The sequence below is a fragment of the Vibrio aphrogenes genome (assembly GCF_002157735.2).
GTDB lineage: Bacteria > Pseudomonadota > Gammaproteobacteria > Enterobacterales > Vibrionaceae > Vibrio > Vibrio aphrogenes.
Map to the genome: position 1 here is coordinate 304,208 of NZ_AP018689.1, position 19,652 is coordinate 323,859.

A 19,652-nucleotide genomic window follows, 5' to 3' on the forward strand; every position below is an offset into this window, starting at 1 on the left:
AGTTCAATATTGGGCTGAGTCATCGTGTTTCATGGTGGAGGAGAGAAACGTACCTTAGTGCACCCTTCTCATACAATCAGCCATTGTTATACTATAACAATGGCTGATTTGGCAAGAGTTGTTATGTTATTACATTTGTGAATAGGGTTGCTAGAGATTTTGTTGGATCAGTTGCAGCACTTGTTCAATTTGTGGTTCAGTCAAGGCCCCTTCTTGATTGAATAAGACTCGTCCGGTTTTATCTTGAACGATAATCGTGGAGGATTTTTCCGTCAGTTGCCATTGCTTCGCCACCACACCCTCTTGATCTAATACCATTGATGACCAAGGAAATTCTTCTTTTCCATCTTCCGCGGACGATTTTACAAAAGCACTGGTTCCCCAAATAGAATCATCTTGATTGATGATGCTGGTGGTTTGGTATTGGTCTTGTGGAAAATGGGCATTGGTGATGGCATCCATCAAGGGTTTGTTCATCGCTTTAGCGCCACTTCTGCCTGCTATCGCGTGAATGACACGGACTTTACCTAACATTAATTCGGTATTCCAAGGTAGGTAGTTGACGTTTTTATCTTGAATGAAGATTTCGCCTCCTTTATCGACACTGACGGCAGGAACACTACTGCCGACTTTAATATTATTAGCGTGTGCCAAAAGGGTGAACATGCTCAAAGCAAGTGCAAGAGAGAGGTTTTTTATCATGGTGGTTTTCCTAATTAAATGATGGAAAAGCAAAGCCTTTATCCTTATATACTAGCGCATAAATGGATAGGAAAAGTGTGAAATATAGTTTGGCTTTAATTTTGCATGTTTGATTAGGCTAGATGATTACGAGGAAAATATTGCGGCGGATATCGTAAATTCTGCGCTAGGTCACTAATTGGCATTTTTATGAGAACGAATGTGGCTGAGTGGAATCTTAGCAACTATAAACACTGTAATACCGCAGTAATATTCGCATGAAAGAATGCGAACCTTATTCGGAGTTAAGGCTTGTTAGCTCGTTGTTTTAAATAAAAATAATTAGGATAGACAAATGAACATGCAGCCAATTTTTAATCGCTATCGTCCACTACAAATTGCGCGTTTTGTGAAGGTGGTCTTTAAAGGGCACTTTGGCATTAAAGGCGTCGGGGAGTTTCATTTTGATCAAGGTAAAGTGCTGCTACCTGATGTATCGAATAAGAAACAATTGCAGATCATGAAAGAAGTCAACTTGGCCATCGCCCAATTATCAATGGAATCGTAAAGGTCACAACGAACCTAACCTCTAATGAGATTAAACCACATCAAGCTTAGCGGTTTGACTAAGCTTGGTATGTGTTGAGGCTTTATGTATTTGGTAGGTTATGTATTTGGTTAGGGTATGTGTTTAGTTGAAGCTTGGCATGATTGACCAAAAACTAGGCCTCACCCGTTAAGCTGGGTGGGAAGCACACTCCAGTACCGCCGATGCCGCAATACCCTTGAGGATTTTTAGCCAAATACTGTTGGTGATAAGTTTCGGCTAAATAGTAGTCTTTCATCATGGCTACTTCGGTAGTGATGGTTTTTCCTAAGGCTTCACCTAGAGCTTGTTGATAAGTCTGCAAGCTTCGTTGTGCAATCACCAGGTCTTCATTATTTTCAGTGAAAATGACGGAGCGATATTGGGTGCCAATATCATTACCTTGGCGCATTCCTTGAGTCGGATCGTGCTTTTCCCAAAAGACCGCAAGTAAATCTTGGAGAGTGATGATCTTAGGATCAAAAATTATCCGCACTACTTCGGCGTGCCCGGTCTGTCCCGTGCAGACTTCTTGATAGGTTGGGTTAGGTGTCCAGCCGCCACTGTATCCGACAGAAGTACTCAACACGCCGTCTAATTGCCAAAACACGCGCTCCGCTCCCCAAAAACAGCCTAACCCTAAAATCACTTCTTGACTGGCGTGAGGTTTGGCTGCGGTTAAATCGGTTTGATTAACATAATGCAGCTCGGTAATGAGCATTTTCTCTTCCCGACCTAATAATGCACTCTCTTGGGTCACTAATTTATCTTTATTCGACATATATAATCCTTATCTGACTTTTGAGAAAAGAGAAAGTCTGGTAGTTTAACTGGCATCCTAATTTGAGGTGAAAGGTTTAACTGTAGACTCGACTAACAAACAGACCTTTTATTTCCTTTGGTCCTTTCATTGAATTGATGCGTTATCTATTAATCGCTGACAAATTACAGCAGTTTTGAGTATGAGTAAAAATATTCACTTATGAAAAAAAGCTTTGCGACTTCATTATTTAGCGGTTTGCTGTTTTTTTCAGCAGGGCCAAGTTATGCCGAGACCGACTTGAGCATTGAAGGATTAGACGGCGAGCTAGAAGATAACGTATCGGCGTATCTGTCTTCGATTAAAGAAAGTGAATACTCTACCTCGTTGCGTTTTCAATCTCGCATTAAAGAAAATATCACTGACGCCTTAAAGGCCTTAGGTTATTACAACCCAAGCCTACAATTTACCATTGAGGGTGATACCAATGATCCTGATGGCGATCGAGAATTGATCGTAACGGTCGACGCTGGGATCCCTTCGATTATTTATGAAAGTGACATTATTATTGAAGGGGAAGCCGCCACAGATAAAGACTTTATGAATTTGGTGGATCGTTCTCAATTAAATTTAGGCCGCGTCATTAATCATGGTCATTATGAGTCTTTTAAGTCTGCCTTGAGAAATCTAGCGCTGCAAAAAGGCTATTTTGATGGTCGCTTTGAAAGCAGTGTTTTAGAGGTGTCTCCGAGCCGCAATCAAGCCTTTGTGAAAATTCATTACCAAAGTGGTCAACGTTATCATTTTGGTGCGACCAGCATTGTTGGGAGTCAAATCGAAGAAGCACGCGTTCAGTCTTTGGTCCCTTATCAAGCGGGGGACCCGTATCAATCAATTTTGGTGGGTGAGTTGAATCAAAACTTATCCAGTTCGGAATGGTTCTCGAGTATTTCGGTGGAGCCTGAAATCGAAAATGAAGACCAAGATAAATCGTTACCGATGACAGTGCGGCTGTCTCCGCAAACCCGCAACCAAATTGAGACGGGTTTAGGTTACTCTACCGATGTTGGTCCACGCGGTAAATTATCGTGGAAAAAACCATGGCTAAACCAATATGGGCATAGTGTTGGAGCGAGTTTGATGTTATCGGATCCAGAAAAGACCATAACCGCAAACTACAAAATCCCATTGGAAGATGTATTGCGAAATTACTATTTAGTGCAATACGGTTTTAAAGATGAAAACGATAACGATACCGATAGCCAAGAGCAAAACTTGTCTTTTGAACGCCATTGGCTGTATGACAAAGGTTGGCATCGAACCATTTATTTACGCCTATTATATGAAGACTATATTCAAGCCTCAGAATCAGGGCATTCTTTATACGTATTACCGGGAGTGACGTTTTCACGGGTGCGCTCACGAGGCAGTACGATGCCGATGTGGGGAGATAAGCAAAGTATCAACATTGAATACGGTGATCCGGCATTATTGTCTGATACTCGTTTGATTCGTCTGGTTGGTCATACTGGTTGGATTCGTGGTATTGGCCGTAATCATCGCTTTTTGACACGTTTAGATGCTGGAGGCTCGTTTGCCGATGATTGGTCGGAAGTGCCACCATCATTGCGTTTCTTTGTCGGCGGGATCAACTCATTACGTGGTTACGGTTATGAAGAAATTTCACCTAAAGATGATGATGGTGAATTAGAAGGTGGTGCGTACATGGCCACCAGTAGTATCGAATACCAATATCGTGTCACTGGCAACTGGTGGGGCGCGGCCTTTTTGGATGTCGGTGATTCTTGGACGGATACACCCGATTGGAAACGAGGGGTAGGCTTGGGCATTCGCTGGGCATCGCCAGTTGGGCCGGTGCGTTTAGATTTTGCGTATGGCCTTGATGCTGACGAAGGCGATGAGTTTAAAATCCACTTTACCTTGGGGCCAGAATTATAATGAAGCGCTTATTAAAGTGGCTGTTAGGGATTATATTAGTCATTCCTACCACGGTGTTGGTTGCCATCTTATTGCTGGTGGTATTGCTGTTTACTAATGTTGGGCTGCAAAGTGGCTTGTGGGTGGTGCAAAAGTTGGTACCACAGTTGACCATAGAGTCAACGCAAGGCAGTGTGTTACCCGCCTTCAGTCTGCATAATGTCAGTTATCAAGACCCCGATTTGGGCGTGAATGCACAATTAAAACACTTGGATTTTTCCACTTCAATCAATTGTTTATTTAAGCAATCTATTTGTATCGATACGGTATCGGTCGATGGGTTTAAATTGGACATGCCGCATTTGCCGGAGAGTGATGCCCAAGCTGTTGCAGAGGATGATGAGTCGTCAATGCCAGCTATTTTCGTTCCGATTCCGATTTCGTTAACTCACCTGAAACTGAATGATATTCAAGTGGATGCGTTAGGCTACAACATCGCGTGGCAGCATTTTTCAACTGGCTTGTACTTGCAAGGGCGAACCTTAACTTTACGGCCAACTCAGTGGCAAAGTATCCGCTTGTCTTTACCTGAAGAGGATTCAAGTGCTCGCCAGCCAGAGCCTCATAACAACATCCCATTAGCTCAACAGCCAGATATTCAATTGCCGACCATTAGTTTGCCAATAGGGTTACGGGTAGAGCAATTTGACGTGAGAGATTTTGTTTTGCAACAGGCGTCCCCGCTAACGGTAAACCATCTCGGTTTTCAAGGCCGTGCTGTGGGCAGCCAAATTAAATTGTCGAATTTGCAATTGGATATGCCACAAGTGGATCTCAAACTCGATAGCGAGGTGACATTATCAGGCCAGTATCCTTTAGAGCTTAACGCTACAGCGGCTGTGAAAATGCAGGACTATTCTGGTCAAACAATACAGTTGAAAGCCAGTGGCAGTGCGGCCGATTTACAGCTTAATAGTCAACTAAATGGTGGGATAGAAGCAGATATTAATGCTCATATTCAGCCCTTAAAAGCGACACTGCCTTTCAATTTAAGTTTGCGAAATGCGCAAGCACAATGGCCATTTAAAGGCGATTCGCAATATCAAATAGCGATTGAGTATTTAGAAGGTAAGGGGTCATTAGAGCAATATCATTTTGAATTAGAATCTCAATTATCAGGCCAAGATATTCCCCAAACGGAGGTTGGATTGGCCGCTCAAGGAAACTTACAACAAATGGATTTTGAAAAATTATCCATTGATACCTTAGGTGGAAATCTTTCAGGTCAAGCCATGATAAACTGGGCTGAGCCTTTGAATTGGAAGGCAACATTAGGCTTAACCAATATTCAGCCTGGGCTACAATGGCCGGAAGCTGAAGGGGTGTTGAATGGGAGCCTTATTAATACCGGGCGTTTAACCTCGCAAGGAGGATGGCGCGTGAATTTCCCTAGTTTAGCCATCGAAGGTCAATTACGGAATTACCCTTTGTTATTGCAAGGAAGGCTAAGTGCTAGTGACTTGAACGGTAAGGGGCAATACCGAGTCAAAACCCCGGGGCTAAAACTTTCTCATGCCAATAATGCTCTGAAAATAAAAGGTAAATTAGATCAAGATTGGGATATGAATATCGCGGTTAATTTGGCCAAGTTGTCGGACACGATCCCCAATTTAGCTGGACAGATCAGCGGTGATCTACAATTAACTGGCCAACAAAACGCGCCGTCGATTGTGGCCGATTTAACCGCCAATGCGATCGACTGGCAACAAGGGGAAGCGCGCTTACGTTCTTTGTCACTGCAAGGGCAAGTTGCTCCCTTGCCAGCGCCTAGTGGCAATATCCGTTTAATTGCAGAAGATGGTTTTTATCAAGAAAATCAATTAAAAAATCTCAACGTGAATTTTCAAGGGGATCAACAATCCCACACGCTGACTCTAGATGCCTTAACTGATTTAATCGCTACTCAATGGTCTATCCAAGGTGGAGTGACATCACCGGATAAAAAACCTGAGTGGCAAGGGCAATTACAGTCGGCGCGCATCACTATTTTAGAACCGAATACACCGGCACAAAATGATCCGGTTTGGCAAATCAATCACCCGGTTCAGATTCATTATGGCGTAGCGTCACAACAAGCTGATATCCAAGCGCATTGCTGGCAAAACTTACCGGCAAAAATCTGTTTGGATAAGGATTTATCGGCCGGTGATTCAGGCGAAGCCAGTGTATCGATTCAACAATTTCCTTTTATGGGCTTGAAAGCATTTTTACCGCCAGAAACAAGGTTAGAAGGGCAATTAAATGCTGATGCTTGGTTCAAATGGGCTAATAATATGCCGCCTCAGCTTACCCTCAATGTGGATATTCCGGCGGGGAAGGTGACACAAAAGCTTGATACTCCGTTGGCTATTCCATGGGACAAGATCAGCTTATCAGCGGTGTTACAGCACAATAAGCTGGATATGAATTGGTTACTTGCCTTAACCGCTAATGGGCAAATAGAAGGTCAAGCCAGCATTGCCAATGTGTCGGCGCAAACTATGTCGATTGATGGTAGCAATAGCATTAAAGGGATCCATTTGGGGTTCTTACGTCCGATACTTGGGCAGCAAAACGATTTAAATGCGCAAATTAATTCACAATTGTCGTTCAAGGGACCGATTTTACACCCACAAGTGCAAGGCAATTTTGATATTGATGGCATTCAAGCGGAAGGACAAATGTTTCCAGTGGATGTGCATCAAGGCGATGTCAAAACCCAATTTAATGGTTACTCAGCGCGCTTAACCAGTTTATTGAATACGGCCGATGGTGATTTGCATTTGCAAGGAGAGGCTAATTGGGCGCAAATCTCGCAATGGAATGCCAATTTACGGGTGTTTGGCGATGAATTAAAAGCCGAAGTCCCACCAATGGTAATGCTCAAGGTCAAGCCGGATTTAACCATTTCTCTCACTCCTCAAGTGGCGAAAATTACCGGTAATATTGATATTCCTTGGGGGCGGATTTTAGTTGAAGATTTGCCAGAAAGTGCCATCAGTGTCTCGAAAGATGAAGTGTTATTAGATCACGACTTAGAACCTGTCGAACAAGACACCGGTTTGCCGATGGCGATAGAAAGTGATGTGATGATCCATATTGGTGATGATGTCAGTTTGTCGGCTTTTGGCTTGAAAGGTAACTTAGAAGGTAGCTTAAAAGTCTCTCAAAAAGATCGAGGTCCGTTCATTCTTGGCGAAATTCGCATTGAAAAAGGGTATTACCAATCGTTTGGTCAGGATTTGATTATTCAAGAAGGGAAAATCTTAATGAATGGCCCTGCGGATCAGCCTTATTTGGCGATTAAAGCGGTTCGTAACCCTGATAATACCGAAGATGATGTTATCGCAGGGATTCAAGTGACGGGACCTGCGGATGCGCCAGAAGTGACGATTTTCTCTGAGCCTGCGATGTCGCAAACCAATGCATTATCTTACTTATTGCGTGGTCGCGGTGTGGAAGATGGTTCAACCGGTAGCGCCATGACTACGGCTTTAATTGGTTTGAGCTTAGCCAAAAGTGGTCGCTTAGTCGGACAGCTAGGAGAAGCTTTTGGTGTTCAAGACTTACAATTAGGGACTTCTGGCTCTGGCGATGATTCTCAAGTGACTGTCAGTGGCTATATTGCGCCGGGCTTACAGGTTAAATATGGCGTGGGTATTTTTAATGCGTTAGGTGAATTTACCGTACGTTATGAGCTGCTAAAGGATTTTTATGTGGAAGCGGTCACTGGCGTCGATAGCGCGGTGGATTTCCTCTATCAATTTAGCTTCCACTAATACGATGTCTGTTGCCTTCTCGTTTCTTGATTCACTAAGCTTAGGCTTAATAACGAAGAGATAGGGATAACGAAAAAAGAAATAAAAGAAGGAACAAAGAAATAAAAGAAGGAACAAGGAATGTCCGCTCAAGTTTTTGTGTATGGCACGTTGCGCCAGGGTCAATCTAACGCTTTTTTATTGGCGCAGAGTCAATTTCTAGGGCGTTATATCACCGAAAAACATTTTCATTTATTTGACCTTGGTGAGTATCCGGCTGCGATAAAAGGGGATGAGCTGTTGGTAGGAGAAGTCTATCGTGTAGACGACGCGACCTTGGCTCGTTTAGACCTGCTGGAAGATTATCCCCACGAATACGATCGCCAATTAATCGATACGCCTTATGGGCCCGCTTGGATTTATTTATATCAAGATCCCCGTTCGCTCAAACGACGTATTTTTACGGGAGATTGGTGTCAAACGCAAAATTGATAAGTGCGTACAAAACGCAGAAACACATAGCTTGTTGTTGTCGCAATGTGGTTGTGAATCTTGTCTAATAGAAAAGAAGAGGCACCGCTTGAATTAACGATGCTATGCTTAAATAGGCTAATGCTTAAAGGTCATGACTAACGGGTGATTGGTTCAACGTATTGCTCCTATTTTTAACTCATGCTTTTAAGCGAGACTTTTTAGTCATGAGGTTAAAACGAGGGGGCATAATCTTCGTCACTTTCATCACTTTGATGTGCAATGGAGAGACTCTGATGAGAATAAATATCGTGCTTTTAACGTTATTATTGAGTGTTGGTTGCGTTTCTCAACAAGGCTTACCGGATACCGCTAATACTCAAGATTGGCAGGCTTATGGGGAACAAATGGCTGCGAAAGGCTTTGTTGAACATAGTCAGGAGCAATTGGCTAAGCAATCAACGCTGCTCACCGATAGCGCTTATCAAGCTTATCAGCAAGGTTATGAGAAAGGGTTGAAACAGTTTTGTAGTCAAAATGCCTCATGGTTAGGGGCTACCGGCCAACCTTATCGAGGGACATGTGACAATCTCGATCCTTTCTTTCGTGAGGATTATATGTCGGGGTTAGAGTCGCAATCTGCAGGAAAATAATTACCCGCAGCGAAAGCTAGTTATTCTACAATTAACTTCTCTTATAAATGAAAAGTTAAACGTCGCTATCAAGCCTTTTAACAAGCAACAATCAGCCGATAATGGAGCCGATAATGAGGTCGATTGGTCTTTCATGTAACCGAAAGTCGCACCATTAAAAAAAGAGCCGATGAATGGCTCTTTTTTAATGGATAAATAATAAGAATTACTTTTGGGCGCGTTCGTAAGATTCTAGAATTTCTTTACGTGCTGCCGCAACATCTTCCCAACCGTCTACTTTTACCCATTTACCCGGTTCAAGATCTTTATAGCGCTCGAAGAAGTGCGTGATTTGCGATTTTAGCAACTCTGGTACATCGTTGATGTCTTGGATGTGGTCGTACTCTTTCGATAATTTGCTGTGAGGAACCGCGATCACTTTTGCGTCTTCACCTGACTCATCAGTCATTTTTAGCACGCCAACAGGACGACAACGAATTACTGAACCTGGCATTAGAGGGAATGGCGTTGGTACTAATACGTCAACCGGATCACCATCTAAAGACAAGGTGTGATTCACGTAACCATAGTTACAAGGGTAGAACATTGGCGCTGACATAAAACGGTCGACAAATACTGCGCCGCTGTCTTTGTCGACTTCGTATTTGATGGGATCCGCATTGGCTGGGATTTCGATTACAACATATAGGTCATCTGGCAATGATTTACCAGCAGGAACATTATTCAAGCTCATGAGGCTTCCTTTCTCTGGGTTGAAATGAAAAGGGTTGAAATGAAAATTAACCGCTTGATTATACCCAAGTCACTTAAAGATGCGAGTTCCAATGAGAATAAAAACTGTTTTGGATAATGAGGATGACAAGGAGATTGACTCACTAAAGAGTATAAATAAATAGCGCTAGAGTGCGTGCGGTTGAGTGAACATATTTGGCGTAGAGCGCTCACCAGCACGGCAAACACAAGGGTAACCCGCTTCAATCGTTACCCTTGTGAGATGGTGCTTTAATGCAGATAGGTTTGAATGAACTCGTGATTATTCTTCGGGATATTGCTCTAAGAAGCTTTCTACTTGATCAACCATTAGCGGAGAGCCGACCACAAAAGGCACACGTTGATGCAGCTCGGTGGGTTTTATATCAAGAATGCGATCTTTTCCATCGGTAGCCTTTCCGCCTGCTTGTTCCATTAAAAATGCTATAGGATTGCATTCATACAATAAACGCAGTTTACCATTGGGGTGGCTTTCTGTGCTTGGGTATAAATACACTCCACCTTTTAATAAGTTACGGTGAAAATCGGCAACTAAAGAGCCAATGTAACGTGAGGTGTAAGGGCGATTATCTTCAGGAACATTTTCTTGGCAAAATTTGATGTATTTTTTGATGCCTAATGGAAAACGAATATAGTTACCTTCGTTTATGGAATAGATGGTGCCCGTTTTAGGAATGGTCATACGTTCATGGGATAAACAGAACACACCTAATGAAGGATCATAAGTAAAGCCATGCACTCCATTGCCTGTGGTGTAAACCAACATGGTTGAAGAGCCATAAATAATATAACCAGCAGCCACTTGCTTATGACCGGGTTGTAAAAAATCTTCTTGTGTCGGGGCGCTGCCAATCGGTGAGACGCGGCGATAAATCGAGAAGATGGTGCCGACAGACACATTGACGTCAATATTTGATGAACCATCAAGTGGGTCCATTAAGACAACGTATTTGGCATTCTTATTGAGATCTTTATTAAAGGCGACCGCTTCATCTTCCTCTTCACTAGCAACGCCACAGACTTGGTCGCGTGCTTCGAGCGCCGCTTTAAATTTTTCATTGGCGTATAAGTCGAGTTTTTGCTGTTCTTCGCCTTGAACATTCTCCGCTCCGACAGAACCGGTAATATCCACTAGGCCAGCTTTATTGATTTCACGGTTAACTATTTTTGCGGCCAGTTTGATGGAACCGAGTAATGAAGAAAGCTCCCCACTGGCATGGGGGAAGTGGTGCTGATTTTCTACAACAAATTCACCAAGTGTGCGCATGGTCGACATGATTATTCCTTTTAGAGTGTCGTTAGGCTTAACAAGACTAATACCTTCAAAATTAAGGTTTATGCGATTGTAAATTGGCAAACTTTTTAATGGTAATGAAGTAACTTGTAAAATGTCACAAATGTGACCTCTAAAGGTTAAAGAAAGGCACTGATGACTTGACTCAGCAAAAGGATTCCGTTCATAAGGTGCAGATTGTGGTCATGTGACAAAAGTTCAGCATTTATGTGTATTCTCAGCGTACTTTTTGGCGACTTTACGGTACTATTTGCTTTCATTTTTCCAATCATCGACGCCTCTCAAATGAGGTAGGAACCGCGGTTATGCATATTCATATTCTTGGTATTTGTGGCACATTCATGGGCGGTGCTGCAGTTTTAGCTCGTCAACTTGGGCATAAAGTCACAGGCTGTGATGCCAATGTTTACCCACCAATGAGCACGTTACTTGAATCACAAGGCATTGAAATAATTGAAGGATTTGACCCTTCGCAATTAGATCCAGCACCGGATTTGGTAGTGATTGGTAATGCCATGAGCCGAGGCAACCCTTGTGTTGAATATGCTTTAAATCACAATTTGAAATACACCTCAGGGCCGCAATGGTTACAAGAGTTTCTCTTACATGATCGTTGGGTTTTAGCTGTCTCCGGCACCCATGGTAAAACCACCACTGCCAGTATGCTGGCATGGATTTTAGAAGATTGTGGTTATGCTCCGGGATTCTTAGTCGGTGGGGTTTTAGGTAACTTTGGGATCTCGGCTCGTTTAGGCGAAAGCATGTTCTTTGTGGTTGAAGCTGATGAATATGACAGTGCTTTTTTTGATAAGCGTTCTAAGTTTGTGCATTACCATCCGCGTACATTAGTGATGAATAACTTGGAGTTTGATCATGCGGATATTTTTGACGATCTTGAAGCGATCAAGCGGCAATTTCATCATTTGGTCCGTACTGTGCCAGGCAATGGGCGTATCTTAGTTCCCACGAATGATGAGGACTTAAAAGATGTGATTCAGCGAGGCTGTTGGAGTGAGCTTGAATACATTGGTGATGATGGGCATTGGAAAGCGGAGAAAATTCAAAAAGACGGTAGCCACTTTAAAGTTTATTTAGATGGCCAATTGCAGGCTGAAGTCCAATGGGATTTAGTGGGTGAGCACAATGTTAATAATGCTTTAATGGCGATTGCTGCTGCCCGTCATGTCGGTGTGACGCCAGATCTTGCGTGTGAAGCTTTAGGGAAATTTATTAATACCAAGCGCCGTTTAGAGCTAAAAGGTGAAGTTGGTGGCATCAAAGTGTATGACGATTTCGCTCATCACCCTACGGCGATTAATCTCACTTTAGAAGGTTTGCGTAATAAAGTTGGTGATAGCAAGATCATTGCCGTTTTTGAGCCTCGCTCGAGCACCATGAAAATGGGAGTTCATAAACAGACTTTAGCAGCGGCTTTTCAACATGCTGATGAAGTGTGCTTATACCAACCTAATAATATTAAGTGGAAGGTACAAGAGGTAGCTGATCAATGCCCGCAACCAAGTTATGTAGATGACAATATGGAGCATTTCGTCGCCCATATTGTGGCGCGTGCGCAATCTGGCGATCAAATTCTGGTGATGAGTAATGGTGGGTTTGAAGGCATTCACGCTAAATTGTTACAAGCATTAGAACAGAAAAGTAGCTAATCACCTTTTGATAATCTATGGATCTTAACTCTTAATGAAGAGTGCGAGAGCAAAAAGAACATAGTAGGCAAAAAGAATAAAGTAGGTAAAAAGATCATGATGATCTTTTTGCCTACTAAAGCGATAGGAAAAAGCATGACGCCAACAACCGATAAACGAATCACTTTAGCTTTTACCGGCGCTTCTGGCGCGCCTTATGGGTTACGTCTCTTAGAATGTTTACTGGCTGCGGATTACACTGTGTATCTGTTGATTTCTTCTGCTGCTCGAGTGGTCATGGCGACGGAACATGATTTGAAATTACCGTCAGGACCAGAAGCAGCGCAACAAGCCTTGGTGAAGCACCTAAATTGTGCCACGGAAAAGCTGGTGGTGTGTGGTAAAGAAGATTGGTTTTCTCCAGTAGCTTCCGGTTCGGCAGCCCCTAAAAAAATGGTAGTGTGTCCTTGTTCTGCTGGGAGTGTTGCCTCGATTGCCCATGGTATGTCAGACAACCTGATTGAGCGCGCCGCCGATGTGGTGCTAAAAGAGCGGGGACAACTACTGTTAGTGGTGCGTGAAACCCCTTTCTCGACCTTGCATTTGGAAAATATGCACAAATTATCACAAATGGGGGTTACGATTATGCCTGCGGCCCCAGGCTTTTATCATCAGCCAAAGACCATTGATGACTTAATCGATTTTATGGTGGCGCGTATACTTGATCATCTTGGTATTGAACAAGGATTAGTGCCTCGGTGGGGCTATGATCAACGTAACTAACACTTTTGTTTATAACGACTAGATTGATTGTATACAAAACACTACAATCTAGACACGAATGACCTCTTGTGACTGGAGAGGTTGTAACGAGATGACTCATCGGGGTGCTAACTTAGACGTTGGCTGAGAAAATACCCGTGACCTGAACCAGATAATGCTGGCGTAGGAAATGAGGTAGGGATTCCTTCCTTTTCCTTGGCCGGGTATTAATAACGCTCACTAAAAAGGATGCCTCTAGTGAACTTCACCTCAAAATCTTTGACCTTATTCGCACTTTCCTGTTCAACTCTTGCAGCGATGCCAGCAATGGCGGAGCAATCACCTGTCTTAACTGTGTATACCTACGATTCCTTTACTTCTGATTGGGGACCTGGGCCAAAAATAAAAACCGCTTTTGAAAGCCAATGTGGTTGTGAGCTGAATTTTGTTGCCTTAGATGATGGGGGCTCGGTATTGAGCCGCATTCGCATGGAAGGAAAAAATACTCAAGCGGATATCGTGCTGGGCTTGAATAACAATATCATGGCACAAGCGCAAGCCACAGGGTTACTGGCAAAGCATCAAGTTGATACTTCGAAAGTGGTTATTCCTGGTGGTTGGAATAGTCCATATTTTGTGCCGTTTGATTATGGTTATTTTGCTTTTGTGTATGACAAAACCAAAATGAAAAACCCACCAAAGAGTTTGAAAGAGCTTGTTGAGCGTGATGATTTTACGATTATTTATCAAGATCCTCGCACTTCCATTACCGGCCAAGGTTTATTGCTTTGGATGAAAGATGTGTATGGCAATGACGCCGCCAAAGCCTGGCAACAGCTGGCGAAAAAAACCGTCACTGTCAGTAAAGGTTGGTCAGATTCTTACCCGATGTTTTTGAAAGGCGAGAGTGACATGGTGTTGTCTTATAACACTTCACCGGCCTATCACATCATTGCGGAAAATAATCCTAATTACGCCGCGGCCACGTTTTCTGAAGGGCAATACGCACAAATTGAGTTGGCCGCCAAGCTCAAAAGCTCAAAGCATCAAAAGCTGGCGGATGAGTTTATGCAGTTTATTCTCAGTGATGATTTTCAGTCGGTAATGGCCACAGGTAATTGGATGTACCCAGTGACGGATGTGCCGCTACCTAAAGGCTATGAGCAATTAACGATGCCGAAAGCCATGTTGTCATTGGACCCTGACGTGGTTGCTAAGCAGCTAAAAAGTTGGACGCGTGAATGGCAAATGGCGCTGACCCAATAATGCATCAGGATCGGATTTGTAGCCTGCCAATCTCAGGCTACTGGCTACTTGCTAGGGTTGTTGCATGGTAAAGGTTGCCGTCCCTAAGTTTGGTATTGTTATTGCGCTAACGATTGGCTTGTTTGTGCTATCAACTGTGGCGGCCTTAATTCAACATGCCCCCACCTTGAATGTCGGCTGGATTGTCTCCGATCCGTATTTGCGTCACATAACGTTTTTTAGTTTTTATCAAGCCGCCTTTTCTATGCTGTTAAGCGTTGGGCTGGCCATTCCGGTGGCTCATGCTTTATCTCGGCGTCATTTTTTTGGAAAATCCTTACTGCTTAAGCTTTTTGCTTCAACTCTGGTGTTACCGGTTTTGGTGGGGGTTTTTGGCTTAGTGGCTATTTTGGGCAATAGTGGGTTAATTGCTCAATTATTTCAATCGCTTGGTAGTCGATTGCCATTTTCTATTTATGGTCTTAATGGCATTTTGATTGCCCATGTCTTTTTTAATCTACCGTATGCGAGCCGTTTGTTATTGCATGCTTTAGATTCGATTCCAAATGAGCAACATAAACTGTGTGCCCATCTTGGAATGCAAGGTTGGGATAAGTTTCGCCAAGTTGAATGGCCACGAATGAAGCAACAGTTGCCGCATATTGCTGGTTTAGTCTTTATGCTGTGTTTTACCAGCTTTTCAACCGTGATGGTGTTGGGAGGCGGGCCTAAATCAACGACTATTGAACTGGCGATTTACCAAGCGATTAAATTTGATTTTGACTTACAAACTGGAGCGATTTTAGCCTTATGGCAAATGCTGCTATGCGGTAGTTTAAGTTTATTGTTGTTGAAGTTAACGCGAACCTTACCCGCTTCGAACTCGGCCCATCACCAAGGATATCGCTATTTTATTGATAGCCGAGCAGCCAAAGTTTGGGATGGATTTTGGATTATTGCCGCGATGTTTTTGGTATTGCCACCCTTGATGATGGTGGTGATCCAAGGGCTGAATCCTCACTCTTTTGTTGTGTTGCAACAAGGTAAGTTCTGGCAAGCTTTCAGTGCATCACTGCAAATTGCGATGCTGGCAAGTACTTTGGCCTTGGTGTTCGGGGTTGCTATTTTATTGACCAGTCGAGCTTGGATATTAAAAGGTCAGCAACACCGAGCCAGTCAGATTGAATTAATGGGCACCATTATTTTAGTCACCCCCGGGATTGTGATCAGTACCGGGCTATTTTTGTTGTTACGTGAACAAGTGGATGTATTTAGTTTGGCATTTTGGGTGGTGATTGCGATTAATAGCCTAATGGGGCTGCCGTATATTATTAAAACCTTGAATCAGCCTATGTTACAAACCGCACAGCAATATCACTACCTGTGTCAAAGCCTTGGTATGTCAGGCTGGAGTCGTTTTCGTTTAGTAGAGTGGCGGGCATTAAATAAGCCAATCGCTCATGCTTTTGCTATTTGCTTTATGTTTTCGATGGGGGATTTAAGTGCGATTGCTTTATTTGGGAGCCAGTCTTTGACGACCTTGCCTTTGTATTTGTTTCAACTCTTAGGCAGCTATCAAATGGACGCCGCCGCGATGGTGGCATTGTGTCTGCTGATTTTTAGTGTGTTGTGTTTTACGTTAATTGAACGAGTTTTTAAACGTGGTAGCCAATAATGAAACAACCCCTTAAGCCGCACTCTGTCGCGATTGCCTTACGACAAGTGCGCTATGAATACCAAAACGAAAGCTTTGAATTTGAACTGCAATTACCCACGGGCGCTATCATGGCCTTAATGGGGGCAAGTGGGTCTGGTAAATCGACACTACTCAGTTTGCTGGCAGGGTTTATAGAACCTCATTCAGGCTGCATCTTAATTAATGGGTATAACGTGGTGGGAACCGCCCCTCATTTACGTCCGATTGCGATGCTATTTCAAGAACATAATTTATTTACCCATCTTACGGTTCGACAAAATATTGGCTTAGGGCTGCACCCGGGATTAAAACTGACATCACAGCAGCAACAACAAATACAAGAAGCGGCGCAGCAGGTTGGTATCGAGGATTTACTGGATAGGCTTCCTGAGCAATTGTCTGGTGGGCAAAAACAACGGGTTGCACTAGCGCGTTGTTTTGTTCAATCACACGCTATCTGGTTATTGGATGAGCCTTTTTCGGCCTTAGATCCTATTTTACGAGAAGAGATGCTGCAATTGGTGGCGAAGTTAGCCAAGCAGCGTCAAATCACAGTGTTGATGGTTACTCATCATGTGAGTGACGCTAAGATGATCGCCACTCATTTTGCTTTTATGCAACAAGGGCAAGTTAGTGAAGTGGGAGAGATTGAACGTTTAAGTCTTAGTCACCATAACCAAGGATTCACCGCCTTTCTTACTGCCGGAGGGCTGGAAGCTTAAACAATGATTCTTTCTCGTTTGTCTGAGATCGGTTGCCTGTAAATACCATCCGGTGTGCAGACGCTGAACTGAGCGCAAATCAGAACACAAAACAGCGCCTGCCTGATATTATTTTTGGGAGGCGAGTGAGCGTTTCGAGTCGATGTAATAGCATAATGCAGAATAAAACATCATGACATAACCAAGGACTTCGGTGCCTTCTTCAGCAATATTTTTGACGGTACGAACAAAGTCATCACCTAAAATCCCTTCCCATAAACTGCCCATACCAAATAGGCGAGAAAAAACCAATAAAATCGCCAATCCGACCATCATTGAAGTGCTATTTTTATTTTGCACATGCTCACATAACCCTTGGATGGTTTTTTGTGGTTGTTTGGCCGCATAGCCAATAGCGCTAAGGGCAACAAGGAGTGCGGGAATAATCCAAAACCCATGATAGATAAGGTCAAAAAACGCATCTAATTCACGGATGAATAAGCACGCAAAAAAGCCAGTAACTAAAAGGTAGGCGTGACGAGTCTCGGGTTGGTGTTTGGCAATCAAAGCAAATAAGCAAGTGGCAATCAATAACATGCTTTCTTGTAATAACTCGGTTAAGGAAAGTTCGCCTAAATGATTATCAAAATAAAAGATATCAATACGAATGCATAAAACAGGTAAAGCGACTAGCAGAGCTAAAATAAGGAAGCGTAGTATGGCACGCTTGATGATCGTGATGTTTTTATCGTTTTGCATTATGGGGACCACTTGTGGTGAGCGGGTGCGGAAACTGATGTTTTGTGACTCAGATCACGCCACTCGGTTTAAACAAGCGGCTGATGGTAATGCGATCGCTTAAAGTTCTCTAATATCATTTTGGACTAAATTTATATTTTTTAATTCTAACAAAACGATATTGTCTCAAATTAATAGGATATTAACGGGCTTTTCTCAGTAACCTCAGCTGCGAATCATTAGAAGTCACTCAATACAGTGCTTAGGTATCTAACTTATTTAAAATCAAAGTAATAGGATAGATATTTTTATCACTTATATCTCAGCGAGGTAGACTTGTTATTGTGACACTCTTATCCTCGGTTGAGCTTAAGTAAAAAAACGGGCGTAAATTCGCCCGTTTTAGAGGAAGACAGATTATAAGTTTTCTTCTGCAAATTCGGCTAAACGGCTGCGAACCACGCCATTTAAGTGAATATTGGCGCTGCCTTCAAAGTTTTTAAAGCGTTCAACAATATAGGTTAAGCCTGAGGTGACAGGGGTGAGGTAGGTGGAATCGATTTGCGCTAAGTTCCCCGAACACACAATTTTGGTGCCTTCACCACAACGAGTAATGATGGTTTTAATTTGTGAGGCGGTGAGGTTTTGGCATTCATCAAGCAACACAAAAGCATTTTGAATGGAACGACCGCGCATAAAGTTAATCGATTTAAATTGGATGTTGGCTTTATCGCAAATGTATTTTAAGGATCCTTCGGTGCAATGATCATTTTTATGCAAAGCTTCTAACGTATCAGTAATTGCCGCTAACCAAGGCATCATTTTTTCTTCTTCCGTACCGGGTAAGAATCCGATGGCTTCACCGATATCTGGGGTATTACGGGTGACGATGATCTTATCGAACATCTTTTTCTCTATCGTCATTTCTAATGCGGCAGCCATGGCTAACATGGTTTTCCCACTCCCGGCGGCTCCGGTCAAAATGACCAAGTCGATGCTAGGGTCTAATAAGGCGTCCATTGCCATGCCTTGATAAATATTTTTGGGGTAGACATCCCAAGCATGACGGTGCAGCAGTCGTTCTCGACTTAAATCACGAATTTTAGCGTTGGTTGGATGAAGCTCTTCAACTCTTCCTGCAAAATCCGTGTCTTGGTCAATTAAATATTGATTAATAAAGGTGGGCTCTAAGCCTTCACGATCCACTAAATGGAAGGTTTTACTGCCTGAGGTGTGGCTTTCTACTTGCTGGAAATTATCCCAAAAACTGCCTTGATATTCGGTAAAGCCTTTGGTGAGGTATTGAACATCATCAATCAATTGGTCAGTACGGTAATCTTCGACAAATTTAACGCCTGCACCTTTTGCTCTCAAGCGCATGTTGATGTCTTTGGTGATCAGCACCACCTCACGAGGGGAGCGGCGATTTTGTAGTGACAACACACCATTTAAAATTCGGTTATCACCGGCTTTATCGGCAAAGGCTTTGTCGGTTTCTTGTACATCATAATCGGCAAGAATAGAAAGGGTACCTGAGGTTTGGTGTTCGTAACCAAAAGGGATGCCTTGGGAGATTTCTTCGGGAGTGGCATCGTGAAAAATCGCTTCTAGAGCTCGGATAGCGACTCGGGCATCACGTGCGACATCGCGTTTGCTGTCTTTGATGCGGTCGAGTTCTTCTAAAACTGTCATGGGAATGACAACGTCGTGTTCTTGAAAGGAATAAATAGCGTGCGGTTCGTGCAGTAGGATATTGGTGTCTAAGACAAAAATCTTGCGAGACAGTTTGTCTTGTGAGGTACGGCTGGTTAGCGTTTTTTCATTCGCGCCCATAGCATCTCCTTTTTCCGCGTTGCGGAAGGCTAGCAATGTTTGATTGCCAGAGGTCGCTGCTGATCTACCTCTAATGTGAG

16 protein-coding genes and 1 riboswitch are annotated in these 19,652 nt (G+C 43.2%); of the genes, 10 read left to right on the forward strand and 6 right to left on the reverse strand.

The window, feature by feature from the left end; translation table 11 throughout:
* Positions 1 to 150 precede the first annotated feature (150 nt).
* Positions 151 to 702, reverse strand: coding sequence for a YtfJ family protein (locus VCA1004_RS01515; RefSeq protein ID WP_086982091.1), 552 nt, complete (start codon positions 700 to 702; stop codon positions 151 to 153).
* A gap of 334 nt (positions 703 to 1,036) precedes the next feature.
* Here VCA1004_RS01515 and VCA1004_RS01520 point away from each other — a divergent pair, with 334 nt between their 5' ends.
* Entirely contained in the window at positions 1,037 to 1,249 is a 213-nt protein-coding gene (locus VCA1004_RS01520; protein ID WP_086982092.1) for a DUF1107 family protein, read from the forward strand.
* A 154-nt stretch (positions 1,250 to 1,403) separates the two neighbouring features.
* On the opposite strand, the gene msrA is transcribed toward VCA1004_RS01520, so the two are convergent.
* Positions 1,404 to 2,048 carry a peptide-methionine (S)-S-oxide reductase MsrA gene (msrA, locus tag VCA1004_RS01525; RefSeq protein ID WP_086982093.1) on the reverse strand — a complete coding sequence of 215 codons (645 nt, stop codon included), beginning with the start codon at positions 2,046 to 2,048 and terminating at the stop codon, positions 1,404 to 1,406.
* 201 nt (positions 2,049 to 2,249) lie between these two features.
* Here msrA and tamA point away from each other — a divergent pair, with 201 nt between their 5' ends.
* The 4 genes from tamA to VCA1004_RS01545 all read left to right on the forward strand — a co-directional run bounded on the left by tamA (position 2,250) and on the right by VCA1004_RS01545 (position 8,886).
* The gene (gene tamA / locus VCA1004_RS01530; protein WP_086982094.1) at positions 2,250 to 3,986 is read left to right on the forward strand and encodes an autotransporter assembly complex protein TamA; all 1,737 of its coding nucleotides are present in this window, start codon (positions 2,250 to 2,252) and stop codon (positions 3,984 to 3,986) included.
* Positions 3,986 to 7,783: an autotransporter assembly complex protein TamB gene (tamB, locus tag VCA1004_RS01535; RefSeq protein WP_086982095.1), complete on the forward strand. Its 3,798-nt coding sequence runs from the start codon at positions 3,986 to 3,988 to the stop codon at positions 7,781 to 7,783. The genes tamA and tamB overlap by 1 nt, the downstream gene beginning before the upstream one ends.
* A 120-nt stretch (positions 7,784 to 7,903) precedes the next feature.
* The gene (locus VCA1004_RS01540; RefSeq protein WP_086982096.1) at positions 7,904 to 8,254 is read left to right on the forward strand and encodes a gamma-glutamylcyclotransferase family protein; all 351 of its coding nucleotides are present in this window, start codon (positions 7,904 to 7,906) and stop codon (positions 8,252 to 8,254) included.
* Between the two features lie 275 nt (positions 8,255 to 8,529).
* Positions 8,530 to 8,886, forward strand: coding sequence for a DUF2799 domain-containing protein (locus tag VCA1004_RS01545; protein WP_086982097.1), 357 nt, complete (start codon positions 8,530 to 8,532; stop codon positions 8,884 to 8,886).
* Positions 8,887 to 9,091: 205 nt separating this feature from the next.
* On the opposite strand, the gene ppa is transcribed toward VCA1004_RS01545, so the two are convergent.
* Complete coding sequence (gene ppa / locus VCA1004_RS01550) at positions 9,092 to 9,619, reverse strand: inorganic diphosphatase (RefSeq protein ID WP_086982098.1); 528 nt, start codon at positions 9,617 to 9,619, stop codon at positions 9,092 to 9,094.
* Between the two features lie 300 nt (positions 9,620 to 9,919).
* The gene (gene fbp, locus VCA1004_RS01555) at positions 9,920 to 10,933 is read right to left on the reverse strand and encodes a class 1 fructose-bisphosphatase (RefSeq protein ID WP_086982099.1); all 1,014 of its coding nucleotides are present in this window, start codon (positions 10,931 to 10,933) and stop codon (positions 9,920 to 9,922) included.
* 323 nt (positions 10,934 to 11,256) lie between these two features.
* On the opposite strand from fbp, the gene mpl reads away from it, so the two are divergent.
* The 5 genes from mpl (at position 11,257) to thiQ (ending at position 17,022) form a co-directional block, all read left to right on the forward strand.
* Positions 11,257 to 12,618 (forward strand): UDP-N-acetylmuramate:L-alanyl-gamma-D-glutamyl-meso-diaminopimelate ligase, encoded by a 1,362-nt coding sequence (gene mpl, locus VCA1004_RS01560; RefSeq protein WP_086982100.1) that lies wholly within the window; start codon positions 11,257 to 11,259, stop codon positions 12,616 to 12,618.
* Positions 12,619 to 12,753: 135 nt separating this feature from the next.
* Positions 12,754 to 13,380: a flavin prenyltransferase UbiX gene (locus tag VCA1004_RS01565; RefSeq protein WP_086982101.1), complete on the forward strand. Its 627-nt coding sequence runs from the start codon at positions 12,754 to 12,756 to the stop codon at positions 13,378 to 13,380.
* A gap of 90 nt (positions 13,381 to 13,470) precedes the next feature.
* Positions 13,471 to 13,566, forward strand: a riboswitch (TPP riboswitch).
* Positions 13,567 to 13,608: 42 nt separating this feature from the next.
* On the forward strand, positions 13,609 to 14,625 hold the full coding sequence (gene thiB / locus VCA1004_RS01570) for a thiamine ABC transporter substrate binding subunit (RefSeq protein ID WP_086982102.1): 1,017 nt from the start codon (positions 13,609 to 13,611) through the stop codon (positions 14,623 to 14,625).
* Positions 14,626 to 14,689: 64 nt separating this feature from the next.
* Entirely contained in the window at positions 14,690 to 16,279 is a 1,590-nt protein-coding gene (gene thiP, locus VCA1004_RS01575) for a thiamine/thiamine pyrophosphate ABC transporter permease ThiP (RefSeq protein ID WP_086982103.1), read from the forward strand.
* Positions 16,279 to 17,022 (forward strand): thiamine ABC transporter ATP-binding protein, encoded by a 744-nt coding sequence (thiQ, locus tag VCA1004_RS01580; RefSeq protein ID WP_086982104.1) that lies wholly within the window; start codon positions 16,279 to 16,281, stop codon positions 17,020 to 17,022. Before thiP ends, thiQ begins: the two co-directional genes overlap by 1 nt.
* Before the next feature lie 108 nt (positions 17,023 to 17,130).
* Here the strand turns inward: thiQ and VCA1004_RS01585 are convergent, their stop codons facing one another.
* Together VCA1004_RS01585 and VCA1004_RS01590 are read right to left on the reverse strand one after the other, a co-directional pair.
* On the reverse strand, positions 17,131 to 17,760 hold the full coding sequence (locus tag VCA1004_RS01585; protein ID WP_086982105.1) for a hypothetical protein: 630 nt from the start codon (positions 17,758 to 17,760) through the stop codon (positions 17,131 to 17,133).
* 396 nt (positions 17,761 to 18,156) lie between these two features.
* On the reverse strand, positions 18,157 to 19,572 hold the full coding sequence (locus tag VCA1004_RS01590) for a PhoH family protein (RefSeq protein ID WP_086982106.1): 1,416 nt from the start codon (positions 19,570 to 19,572) through the stop codon (positions 18,157 to 18,159).
* Positions 19,573 to 19,652 lie beyond the last annotated feature (80 nt).

Coding starts and splice junctions, on each gene's coding strand:
- VCA1004_RS01515 (WP_086982091.1), bottom strand. CDS start 702: ATGATAAAAAACCTCTCTCTTGCACTTGCTTTGAGCATGTTCACCCTT.
- VCA1004_RS01520 (WP_086982092.1), top strand. CDS start 1,037: ATGAACATGCAGCCAATTTTTAATCGCTATCGTCCACTACAAATTGCG.
- msrA (WP_086982093.1), bottom strand. CDS start 2,048: ATGTCGAATAAAGATAAATTAGTGACCCAAGAGAGTGCATTATTAGGT.
- tamA (WP_086982094.1), top strand. CDS start 2,250: ATGAAAAAAAGCTTTGCGACTTCATTATTTAGCGGTTTGCTGTTTTTT.
- tamB (WP_086982095.1), top strand. CDS start 3,986: ATGAAGCGCTTATTAAAGTGGCTGTTAGGGATTATATTAGTCATTCCT.
- VCA1004_RS01540 (WP_086982096.1), top strand. CDS start 7,904: ATGTCCGCTCAAGTTTTTGTGTATGGCACGTTGCGCCAGGGTCAATCT.
- VCA1004_RS01545 (WP_086982097.1), top strand. CDS start 8,530: ATGAGAATAAATATCGTGCTTTTAACGTTATTATTGAGTGTTGGTTGC.
- ppa (WP_086982098.1), bottom strand. CDS start 9,619: ATGAGCTTGAATAATGTTCCTGCTGGTAAATCATTGCCAGATGACCTA.
- fbp (WP_086982099.1), bottom strand. CDS start 10,933: ATGTCGACCATGCGCACACTTGGTGAATTTGTTGTAGAAAATCAGCAC.
- mpl (WP_086982100.1), top strand. CDS start 11,257: ATGCATATTCATATTCTTGGTATTTGTGGCACATTCATGGGCGGTGCT.
- VCA1004_RS01565 (WP_086982101.1), top strand. CDS start 12,754: ATGACGCCAACAACCGATAAACGAATCACTTTAGCTTTTACCGGCGCT.
- thiB (WP_086982102.1), top strand. CDS start 13,609: ATGCCTCTAGTGAACTTCACCTCAAAATCTTTGACCTTATTCGCACTT.
- thiP (WP_086982103.1), top strand. CDS start 14,690: ATGGTAAAGGTTGCCGTCCCTAAGTTTGGTATTGTTATTGCGCTAACG.
- thiQ (WP_086982104.1), top strand. CDS start 16,279: ATGAAACAACCCCTTAAGCCGCACTCTGTCGCGATTGCCTTACGACAA.
- VCA1004_RS01585 (WP_086982105.1), bottom strand. CDS start 17,760: ATGCAAAACGATAAAAACATCACGATCATCAAGCGTGCCATACTACGC.
- VCA1004_RS01590 (WP_086982106.1), bottom strand. CDS start 19,572: ATGGGCGCGAATGAAAAAACGCTAACCAGCCGTACCTCACAAGACAAA.